Below are 11,576 nucleotides of genomic sequence, written 5' to 3'. Positions count from 1 at the left end.
TTTATATCTTACCAGCACGTGGATGAAATTCTTCTAATACCGACCTCAAACGCTCTGTACTAATATGTGTGTATATTTCTGTTGTAGTGATAGACTCATGTCCTAGCATCAATTGAATAGCTCTAATATCAGCTCCATTCTCTAATAAATGCGTAGCAAAAGAATGTCTAAATGTGTGTGGACTAATATTCTTCTCTAAACCTACTTCTACAGCTAATCGCTTAATAATAGTAAATATCATAGCTCGGGTCAATTGCCCTCCTCTTCTATTCAAAAATAAAATATCAGAACTATCTTTCTTAACTACCTGATGAGAACGTATAGAATCATTATACAATACGATTAGTTCCATACTATTATGATCAATAGGTACAAAACGATGCTTACTCCCCTTACCTATCACACGTATAAAACCTTCTTCAAAAAAGAGATCAGATAACCTAAGTCCTACTAATTCACTTACACGTAAACCACAGCTGTACAATACTTCTAACATTACTTTATTTCTAAAGCCTTCTGGAGTAGATTGATCAATTGCCTCTATAAGTATATCTATTTCTTCTACACTTAATACATCAGGTAATTTACGTCCTGTCTTAGGTGTTTCTATCAACTCTACTGGGGAAACCTTTAGATAACCTTCTAAGATAAAGTAATTAAAAAAATTCTTTAATCCTGATATTATACGCGATTGGGTGGTAGGTGCAACTATATCAGCGATACTATACAAGAACTCCTGTACCACACTTGCATCTATAGCCTCTAATAAGACGTGCTCATCATACCCTTCTATATACCCGATAAACTTACGAATATCTAATTCGTAACTTTCTATCGAATTAAGCGAGAGTCCTCGCTCTAACTTTAAATAAGTAGTAAACATCTTAATAAACCCTTCCCAATACCCAGAAGCCATAGTACATTCTTTTATATCCCAAATATACAAACAAAAAAAGAGCCTCTAAAAAGAGGCTCTCTATATTCAAATAAGATTTTATTCTAATTAGAATTTGTAAGTTAAACTAAACTTAGCATTATCAAAGAAGTTATTGAAAATGTTTAAGTTAGATTTAGTATTTGAAACTGTTGCAACTTTTGTTCCAGCTGCCTTAACATTGTAATTCTCGTAAAAGAAGATATCTCCCATATTAAATCCAAGAGCAATTTTCTCAGTTACAAAGTAATTAAATCCAACAGTAACTCCAGTTTTAATACCTGTTGCTTTTACATCAGCAACTCCACCTCTAATTTTTGCCTCATTATATCCAATACCTACTTCAGCAAAAGTTTTAAAACGTCTTCCAACTTCTAAAAAGTAGTAACGTCCAAATGCTCCTGCATATGTTGTATTAACATGGTCTCCTTTTAAATCCTCAATTCCATCAAATCCTTCAAAACTATTTAAACCAAGTTTTCCAAATCCTAATTCAACACCAACAGCGAATTTATCTGATAACATATATCCTACTTTTGGAGTAAAGTTAAATTCTGTTGTTTTGATATCAGATCCACCATTCTTAGGTTTAACTGTTACATCATTAATTTGGAAAGCCCCTTCAACGAATACATTAGATTCTTGGAATCCGAAAGTTGGTTTTTCTGTTTCTTGTGCGTTAGCAGTGAACCCGAAAGCTGCAACTGCAACTAATGAAAGTACTAGTTTTTTCATGTTTTTAAGCTATTTTTAATTAACAATCCAAATGTAGCGACTATCACTAATAGCGATGTAATTTTTAATGATAAAATAACAATTAGATAACATAAAATCTACAAAAATCACACTAAAACACTAATAAACAATATAATATAAAATAAAAAACAATTCATAAATATAAGTTAAAACAACTGTTTTTAACCATAACAAAACAATTATTATTCGATTTTATACTAAAACACCAGCTATATAAAACCATTTTTAACATAATAAACAGCACAAACCACATAAAACAACACTAAACACTATTCTTATAAGTGTGAAATACTATTTATAAAAACACTATATAACACACATAAGAAGCATTAACTTTTTTTTTAAGCAACTGATTAAGTATTAAATAATATATTTGTCAGAAGTAAATTAAACTACATGAAAATATTAATTATAAATGGTCCTAATCTGAATCTTCTAGGAAAAAGAGAACCTGATGTATATGGTCACACCTCTTTTGAAGATTACTTTGAAGTATTAAAGGCTAATTATCCTGAAGTAGAACTCGAGTACTATCAGTCTAATATAGAAGGAGAACTAATTAATAAAATACATGAAGTAGGTTTTAGCTATGATGCTATTATCTTAAATGCAGGAGCGTACACGCATACCTCTATCGCTATAGCTGATGCCATCTCAGGTATAACAGCACCTGTCATCGAAGTACATATCTCTAATACACATAAGAGAGAAGATTTTAGAAAACATTCTTATATATCACCAGTATCACATGGAGTAATATTAGGCTTTGGTCTAAAAAGTTACGACTTAGCTATTGCTTCTTTACAGTTATAATGAAACATTCTTTTTCTAAGTATATTACTTCTATATGCGTTGTGATACTATCTATATACGGTAGTTATGCACAAGACAACACTGTAAATGGTAAAGTCATAGACTTATATGGTAATCCTATAGAGAATGCTACAGTATTTGTAAAAAAAACGGATAAACAGACTATCACTAACCAGAATGGAGAGTTTCAGATAGAAATAATTCCAGGTCAATATATCTATGCTCAAAAAGAGGATTTTACAATTAGAAGGATAGAGTACACTCCAAATAAAACTAATGCACAAAAACTAGAGCTAGTCCTTACTCCTTTAGAAGAAACAGACATCTTTTACGATAATCCACAAGATGAATATGCCATCTTCATTATGGATCTAGCTAGTACGCATAAAAAAACGAATAACTTAGAGAAATATACTCTTGACTATTATTCTAAAGGTAATCTTCAACTTGCATCAGGAAGAGAAACATTCTTAGGGCAAAAAAGAAAAGACCTAGATCCCTCACTTGATATAACAGATGTAAATAACTTTATCTATCTAGGAGAGTTATCTTCTCAACAAACAGTTTTAAATGAAGATTATGGAAAAGAAAAAGTTATCGCCTTCAATGAAATAGGAAAGGCAAAAGATCTTTTCTTCTTAACAGCAACAGATAGTGATATTAATTTATACGATAAAATCGTTTCTAATCAGATTAATGTAATCTCTCCTCTGATGTCCTATGCTAAGACATATTACTATTTTAAATTACTGAAAAAAGACACTGATTCTTTAGGAAATGATATATATACAATAGGTTTTACCCCAAAAAGGGATAGAGAACCTATCATGGAAGGTAAAATAAAAATCACTAGTGATAAATGGCAAATTACAGAACTGTATGCAGCTATGAATGGAGAAAATGTTGGATTAAAGAATGTAAAACAAGTCGTAATAACTCAACAGTATAAGCATAATCCATTACTAAATCTATATCTTAAAGAAAGTCAAAACCTATATTTGAAAGGGAAATTCTTAGTATTTGACTATGTTGGTTCATTTAAAGCGCATTATACAAATTACCAAACAGACAACTCTATTAATAAATCACAATTCAGCAATGAACTAATCCAATATTCTAATAACTTCTTACATCAGCCAGAAAGTTACTGGGAAAAGAATAGACCATATCCTTTATCTAAAAAAGAGATGGCTACTTTCAATGAACAAGAAATAAAAATACAAGAAGCAACAAGGGTAACATTAGATTCTATAGATAATAGAACTAATAACTTCACTCTTTTTAAGTTAGTCAAGGGATATCAACATTTAAACTCTTATAAAAACTCGGCTATTACCTATCGTGGACTTTTATCCACATTCGCATTTAATGCGGTACAAGGATTCAATGTTACTACAGGCTTAGACTATGTAAAAGTAAAAGACGACTACTCTCAAACTAAACTAGGTACAATCGTCAACTATGGTATCTCCGAAAATAAATATAGAGTATCTGGATATGCATCTCATATCTTTAATCAAATAGACTATAATACAATCACTATATCTGGTGGTAGTACGATATTACAGTTTAACCAAGATGATCCTATTAAAACGCCTATTAACTCATTTGCAAGTGCTTATTTTGGTAAAAACTATGCAAAGTATTTTCAGAAAAGTTACCTTCAAATCAAGTATGAACAATATGCTTTTAATAGATTTAAGTTTAGTGGTTTATTAGAGTATGCTCATAGAAGAGCATTAAATAATAGTCTTAACAGCCCACCATTTGCACCACAAAAAGACTTTACTTCTAATAACCCATTAGACCCAACGGATTTTGATAATGCACCATTTAAAGATAATTCTATCTTTAAATTTAACTTAGGGCTAAACATCATCTTTGACCAAAAAATAATCACTTATCCAGATTACAAACAATATTTACCTACTTCTAAATATCCTATTATATCACTTACATTAGATAAGACATTGAATGCTACAACTAGTAATTATAACTATACTTTTGTATCATTTGCAACACAGTACAATGATAATATCGGTAAAATAGGAAACTTATACATAGGGCTAGCTGCAGGAAAATACCTTGAACAAAATGATATCGCCTTCACTGACTATAAACACTTCAATGGAAATAGAACTTTTATAGGATCTACCGCTGTATATAACAAACAATTCAACTTACTACCCTACTATGAATATAGTACAAATAAATCTTATGTTGAGTTTCACCTAGAACACGACTTTAGAGGGTATATCATGAATAAAATTCCTTTATTAAATAAGACCCGATATTCTATCGTAGTAGGATACCATATGCTGAATGTTCCTGATAAAGATGTGTATGGAGAATATAGTATAGGCTTAAATAACTTTGGTTTTGGAAAGTTTAGACCTTTTAGAATAGACTTCTTTAAAACTGTTTCGAATGGACCTTATAAGAATTTTGGTTTTGTATTCGGTATTAAAGTACTTGACTTAATCCAAAAATAATAACGCTGTATTAGTATTTGATATTTAGCAAGAACGACTCTCGTTATTAATGTAGATCCTTACTTTACGAGCTTAGTTTAGTGAATTCTTAGTTGTCTACAATTACACAAAAGATAGAATAACCACAGCTTCAAAAAGCCGAATATTAAAATATCAAAAAACGACATTCATATATAAGTATATTCTTTTTAGTGTGTATTGAGTAGTTAATGAATTTTGCTCTGGTATACTAGCAGATTGCTTGCAGGTTTCTTGCACATTTCTTCGACAAAAACACCTTCTAGGCAGGAAAACCCCTAGAAATCTCCTAGCAAACCTCTAGAAAGTGCAAGCCTTACGCCTTATATCTATTCCTAAATACTAAAATCACAACTCGTATACTAGTTTAAGATAATAATTGCTCTTTCACTTTAACGTATTCATACCTAATGGTATTACTTTTAAATGATACTGTTATAAAGTCTTTTAAATCAATATTAGGATTACAACTAAGAACTATCTATGGAGAGATATACTACAAAAAAGCACAAAAAAAAGAACTAAGCTTGACTTAGTCCTTTTAATATATTCTTATACTATTCTTCTATTCTTTCTATATGAGCTCCTAGAGCACGTAGTCTATCATCTATAGCTTCGTATCCTCTATCTATTTGCTCTATATTCTGAATCTCGCTTACTCCCTTAGCTGATAGAGCAGCTATCAATAAAGATATACCTGCACGAATATCAGGAGAAGACATCTTAGTAGCCTTTAACTGAGACTTAAAGTCATGTCCTATAATAACAGCTCTATGCGGATCACATAAAATAATCTTAGCTCCCATATCAATTAGCTTATCCACAAAGAATAATCTACTCTCAAACATCTTTTGGTGGATTAATACCTCTCCTCTAGCTTGTGTCGCTACTACTAAGATAACACTTAACAAATCAGGTGTTAGTCCTGGCCATGGCGCATCTGCTATAGTAAGTATAGAACCATCTATAAAGTTTTGGATTTCATATCCATCTGTATGAGCTGGAATATAAATATCATCTCCACGCTTCTCTAATGTAATTCCAAGTCTTCTAAAAGTATTCGGTATCACACCTAAATGCTCCCAACCTACGTTCTTAATCGTAATTTCACTCTGTGTCATCGCTGCTAACCCAATCCATGAACCGATCTCTATCATATCTGGTAACATCGTATGCTCACAACCTTTTAGTGCTGTCACTCCTTCTATAGTCAGTAAGTTAGACCCAACACCTTGAATCTTAGCTCCCATAGAGTTCAACATCTTACACAGTTGTTGGATATATGGCTCACAGGCTGCATTATAGATAGTCGTAACTCCTTCTGCTAATACAGAAGCCATTAGTATATTAGCAGTTCCTGTTACAGATGCTTCATCTAACAACATATCAGCACCTACTAACTTCTCTGCTTCTACTCCATAGAAATATTCTTCTCTATTATATCTAAATGTAGCACCTAATTTTATAAATCCATCGAAATGCGTATCTAATCTTCTACGTCCTATCTTATCTCCTCCTGGTTTTGGGATATATCCTTTTCCAAAACGAGCTAATAAAGGCCCAACCATCATAATAGATCCTCTTAAGGCTTTACCATCTGTCTTAAAGTCATCTGAGATAAGATAATCTAAATCTAACTCATCCGCTTGAAATGACATCTTATTAGGACCTAACTTTTCAATTTTAACTCCTAATTTGCCTAATAACTCTATTAATTTATTTATATCAATGATATCCGGTATATTAGAGAGTACAATTTTTTCTGGTGTTAATAAGACAGCACATAAAATCTGCAATGCCTCATTTTTAGCACCCTGAGCATATACCTCCCCTTGTAGTTTAAAACCTCCTTCAATCTTAAATGTACTCATTACTTCTTACCTTTTGAATGATAGTTATTACTTTTATATTTCTTATTGTTATTGTTGTTGTTAGAATTACTCTTCTGATTATTAGAGTGATTCGTTTTGTTAGATTGTTTCTTATTTACCTGCATTAAGTTAGCAGTAGTAGATAATTCTTCTTCTTTTTTAAATAAATTAATCTTTCCATTAGACAGCTCACATAGATGCTCAAAGATCACTTCGTCTTTCACTGTTTCTTTATTCCAACTCAGATAACTCTTCTTCATATGATTAGCGATCACTAATATCAAGGCATCCTTCATCTCACCATCTTCCCAAGCGATAGCCTTATTTATCATATAGGTAATATTATTACCATAAAATCTATATTTAGGGTGATTCTGAGGATAGGCTAATTTACCAGGTTTTGTAAAGATAGTTTCTTGTGTTGCAATAGGAAATGGGCTATCAACATCTAATTTAAACTCAGACATCATGAATAGTTGATCCCATAACTTATGTTGAAAATCAGGTACATCACGCAAGTGCGGATTCATACTCCCCATCACACTAATAGCATACTTAGCGCCATTATTTCGCTCTTCTCTATCTTCGATTTTACAAATATGGTCTATCAAACTATGTAGATGACGCCCATATTCTGGTATTATCAATGGTTTTCTTAAGGAATTATAATCTAAGTGAGTTACTGCTTCTTTGGAATCAAATTTCATATTATCTATACTGTTATATTGGAATAATTACTTATTAAGTTATTTATATATAACTCCTAATCAAGTAATTTATTTAAAAATAGGTAAAAAAAGGATTATAAAGAAACTATTCCTTCAATAGTTGAAACTGCAATGTATTTATCAATGATTTCTTGTGCATTCTTCACTGTAAGTTTTACAGAAACACTTGCAAACTTACCTGTACTAGAGTTCTTAATTTGAATATCTGCATTACAACCATCAAAAGCTTCTTCTACTCTGGCAATTTTCTCAGGTTCACCTGGCACTATAAATTTATAAAGGTAAGGTCTTGGCCACATTTTATCGTCTTCTAATTGCTCTTTTAATCTTTTATAAAATTCTATTGTCTTATCGTCCATATCGTTTTTATTAGGCAAATATAATCAAATTAACCACTATAATTTTCAAAAGATGTAGTTAAAACTCTTTTGCAGACCACATTTTATTGTACTTTTGCACCTTTGATATTTACAGCAAAATGGACACAAAAATAATCTTAATCATAGGAGGACCCGGTTCTGGTAAAACTACGTTGATTAACGAACTTACTAACAAAGGATATGTTTGCTATCCAGAAATATCTCGTGCGGTAACGAAAAAAGCCCAAGAAAAAGGTATTGATCAATTGTTCTTAACAGAACCTCTATTATTCAGCCAATTACTTTTAGAAGGAAGAATCGAGCAACATAAAGATGCTGTTAAAGAATCAGCGAATATTGTTTTTATAGATAGAGGAATTCCTGATGTACTAGCTTATATGCATTACACAGGAGACAAATACCCTGAGAGTTTTGATATAGCATGTAAACAACATCTTTATCACCAAATATTCTTATTACCACCTTGGGAATCAATTTATCAAAGTGATGAACAACGTTATGAGAATTTTGAACAGGCAAGTCAAATACACGAACATCTTATCTCAACATATAAAAACTATGGTTACGATCTAATCGAAGTTCCAAGAGACACAGTTGAGAATAGAATTGATTTTATATTAAGCAGAATTTAAGAAATCATCATATTTGAGTTAAAAGGGTTATAGTATTCAAACTATAACCCTTTTATTTACAACAAATTTTGTAAATTCGTTATCATATTTTCATATATTTCTGTTAGCACATGACCACACCAATTGAAATTCTTCAAAAGTACTGGAACTACGACAGTTTTCGAGAGCCACAGAAAGACATTATAGATTCTGTCCTAGCAAAGAATGATACTTTTGCTTTACTTCCTACAGGTGGAGGAAAAAGTATCTGCTTTCAGATTCCTACACTTCTATTACCAGGCACATGTTTAGTAGTTTCCCCCTTGATCGCTCTAATAGAAGACCAAGTCAACAATCTTAACAAACTTAATATAAAGGCTACTTCTATTATAGGAGGTACGCCAATGCATGAGATAGATGCCATATTTGACAATTGCCTATATGGAAACTATAAATTTCTATATATATCACCTGAGCGATTAAAACAGACTTGGATTCTTGAACGAATAGAAAAGCTTAAAATCAGTATTATAGCCATTGATGAAGCCCATTGTATCTCTCAATGGGGACATGACTTTAGACCTGCTTATCTAGAATTAGGAAAATTACGTGATGTTTTCCCTGAAGTACCTATTATTGCACTGACAGCATCTGCTAATAAAAAAGTAATAGAAGACATCTGCACAAATCTTAAACTTAATTCTCCAAAGCTATTCACAAAAAGCTTTTTGAGAGAGAATCTAATATACGGTGTATATAAGGTAGAGAACCAATTAAACATGGTTCTACGCATATTACAAAAAAATCCTGCACCAACAATCATCTATGTTCGCAATAGAAAAGAAGCTTATTTCTTCTCTAACCAATTAAATCAAATGAATTATAAAGCTACTTTTTTTCATGGGGGCTTATCTATCATTGAAAAAAAGAAAAGAATGCAAGATTGGATAGAAGAAAAAACACCTATTATGGTAGCGACTAATGCTTTCGGAATGGGGATTGACAAAAAAAATGTAAAGAATGTAATCCATATACAGATACCCGAAAACATAGAGAACTATTACCAAGAAGCCGGAAGAGCAGGACGAGATGGTAATAAAGCATTTGCTACTATGCTAGTCACTCCACAAGAAATCAAGCAAAACAGTGAAATGTTTGAAACGAATCTCTTTGACAAAGAGTTTCTTAAACGCATCTATCGAAAACTCAATAACTTTCTAAGTATTGCTTATGGAGAGGGATACAACTGTACTTACAGTTTAAATTTCAATAAATTCTGTAGTCATAATAACTTTCCACATAGGAGAGCTTATAACGCACTACAATTCTTAGATAGACAAGGTATCATTCGACTATTAGAAAACAGTAAAAATAAAACTAAACTGCTCTTTACTGCTCCTAGTAGTGAAATACTAGACATAACGTATGACAATGAAAGTTACGAGAACATCATTCACTTCATACTACGTACTTACACAGGAATACACGAGTACGAACAAGATTTAGATTTACACCTAATAGAACAACATACTGGCGAAAGTCAAGAGAGCATTATCGCTTGTTTAAAGGATTGTCATGACCAAAACTTATGCAACTACATTCCTGAAGAAAACGATCTTACAGTGATATTCAATGAGGCTTGGGAAGAAGACAGAGTACTATACCGTACATTTCCATATCTTAAACAACAGAACGAACAAAAGATAAATCAATATAAATCTCTCTTATTTTATATTGAAAATGAAGATATTTGTAAGAACAAAATACTGCTAAAGTATTTTGATGAAAACAAAACAACTGATTGTGGTACTTGTTCTACATGTATATCTAATAAAAAGAAACATAAAACTAGTAGTGTTATTATTGACAATATATTTAAAATTCTATTACATACACCTAGCACTATTCAACAATTAGAAGTAGAGCATGGTATAGATAAAGAGGATATAATATATTCACTACAAGTACTACAAGAACAAAATAAAATAAAAATAAACCTAGAAAATCAATATTTAGTAATATGAAAGACTTGCGTATCGTATTCATGGGAACTCCAGACTTTGCTGTCGGGATTCTAGATGCTATATATACAAATAACTATAACGTAGTAGCTGTAATTACTGCTCCTGACAGACCAGCTGGTAGAGGACAGAAGATTAAGTACTCAGCTGTTAAAGAATATGCTTTAGAAAAAAATTTACCAATACTACAACCAACAAACTTAAAAGACGAACAGTTCTTAGAAGAATTAAAAAGTTATAATGCTAACCTTAATGTAGTGGTTGCTTTCAGAATGCTTCCTGAAGTAGTATGGAAAATGCCAGAACTAGGAACCTTTAATTTACATGCTTCCCTTTTACCAGATTATAGAGGAGCGGCTCCTATCAATTGGGCTATTATCAATGGAGAAACAACAACCGGAGTATCTACATTCTTTATAGACGAAAAAATAGATACGGGAGCTATCATTCTTAAAAAGGAATTAAATATTGGAGCTAATGAGAATGCTGGTGAACTACATGACAGACTGATGGTCTTAGGAGCTTCTACTGTATTAGAAACGCTTGAATTGATCAAAGAAAGTAATGTTACTACAACTGCTCAACCAAAAGAAGAAACCAAAACAGCTTATAAATTAAATAAGGACAATACTAAAATTGACTTCACACAAACAGGTCAGCAAATACACAATCTTATTAGAGGGCTTAGTCCATACCCTACAGCATGGTGTTTCTTTCAAGATAAAAGTAATGAATGGACAGTTAAAATATACGAAGCTAATTATGAGGAAGATAGTCACAACTACCCTATTGGTAAAGTAGTTTCTAGCAAAAAAGAGCTTAAAATTGCTGTCGAAAAAGGTTTTATCAATATTTTAAGACTTCAATTCCCAGGTAAAAAACCTATGAAAGCCAATGAATTACTCAATGGAGTTACTTTTACCGAAGACTTAATAGCTCTATAAAGCTCTAA

The 11,576-nt window shown here is 31.7% G+C and carries 10 protein-coding genes; 5 read left to right on the top strand and 5 right to left on the bottom strand.

Features of this window, described 5'->3' with window-relative positions; genetic code table 11:
* Position 1: 1 nt before the first annotated feature.
* Both xerD and BK054_RS09715 read right to left on the bottom strand, forming a co-directional pair.
* On the bottom strand, positions 2–916 hold the full coding sequence (xerD, locus tag BK054_RS09720; protein WP_006257035.1) for a site-specific tyrosine recombinase XerD: 915 nt from the start codon (positions 914–916) through the stop codon (positions 2–4).
* Positions 917–1,003: 87 nt separating this feature from the next.
* Positions 1,004–1,669 carry an outer membrane beta-barrel protein gene (locus tag BK054_RS09715; protein ID WP_006257036.1) on the bottom strand — a complete coding sequence of 222 codons (666 nt, stop codon included), beginning with the start codon at positions 1,667–1,669 and terminating at the stop codon, positions 1,004–1,006.
* A 417-nt stretch (positions 1,670–2,086) separates the two neighbouring features.
* Between BK054_RS09715 and aroQ the strand changes: the two genes are divergently transcribed.
* Positions 2,087–2,503, top strand: coding sequence for a type II 3-dehydroquinate dehydratase (aroQ, locus tag BK054_RS09710; RefSeq protein WP_006257037.1), 417 nt, complete (start codon positions 2,087–2,089; stop codon positions 2,501–2,503).
* Complete coding sequence (locus BK054_RS09705) at positions 2,503–4,995, top strand: DUF5686 family protein (RefSeq protein WP_006257038.1); 2,493 nt, start codon at positions 2,503–2,505, stop codon at positions 4,993–4,995. The genes aroQ and BK054_RS09705 overlap by 1 nt, the downstream gene beginning before the upstream one ends.
* 575 nt (positions 4,996–5,570) lie before the next feature.
* On the opposite strand, the gene murA is transcribed toward BK054_RS09705, so the two are convergent.
* The 3 genes from murA to BK054_RS09690 all read right to left on the bottom strand — a co-directional run bounded on the left by murA (position 5,571) and on the right by BK054_RS09690 (position 7,971).
* Positions 5,571–6,884, bottom strand: coding sequence for a UDP-N-acetylglucosamine 1-carboxyvinyltransferase (gene murA, locus BK054_RS09700; RefSeq protein WP_006257040.1), 1,314 nt, complete (start codon positions 6,882–6,884; stop codon positions 5,571–5,573).
* Positions 6,884–7,591: a DUF4290 domain-containing protein gene (locus tag BK054_RS09695; RefSeq protein ID WP_006257041.1), complete on the bottom strand. Its 708-nt coding sequence runs from the start codon at positions 7,589–7,591 to the stop codon at positions 6,884–6,886. Before BK054_RS09695 ends, murA begins: the two co-directional genes overlap by 1 nt.
* A gap of 95 nt (positions 7,592–7,686) precedes the next feature.
* Positions 7,687–7,971 (bottom strand): DUF493 family protein, encoded by a 285-nt coding sequence (locus BK054_RS09690; protein ID WP_006257042.1) that lies wholly within the window; start codon positions 7,969–7,971, stop codon positions 7,687–7,689.
* A 119-nt stretch (positions 7,972–8,090) separates the two neighbouring features.
* Between BK054_RS09690 and BK054_RS09685 the strand changes: the two genes are divergently transcribed.
* The 3 genes from BK054_RS09685 (at position 8,091) to fmt (ending at position 11,568) form a co-directional block, all read left to right on the top strand.
* A complete protein-coding gene (locus BK054_RS09685) occupies positions 8,091–8,624 on the top strand; it encodes an AAA family ATPase (RefSeq protein WP_006257043.1) in 534 nt (177 codons plus the stop codon).
* Between the two features lie 110 nt (positions 8,625–8,734).
* The gene (locus tag BK054_RS09680) at positions 8,735–10,627 is read left to right on the top strand and encodes an ATP-dependent DNA helicase RecQ (RefSeq protein ID WP_006257044.1); all 1,893 of its coding nucleotides are present in this window, start codon (positions 8,735–8,737) and stop codon (positions 10,625–10,627) included.
* Entirely contained in the window at positions 10,624–11,568 is a 945-nt protein-coding gene (gene fmt, locus BK054_RS09675; RefSeq protein WP_006257045.1) for a methionyl-tRNA formyltransferase, read from the top strand. Before BK054_RS09680 ends, fmt begins: the two co-directional genes overlap by 4 nt.
* Positions 11,569–11,576: the final 8 nt, after the last annotated feature.

This window comes from Myroides sp. ZB35 (assembly GCF_001865835.1).
GTDB lineage: Bacteria > Bacteroidota > Bacteroidia > Flavobacteriales > Flavobacteriaceae > Flavobacterium > Flavobacterium odoratimimum.
The sequence above is the reverse complement of the archived record's forward strand: the minus strand, read 5'-3'. Positions and strand labels throughout refer to the sequence as shown.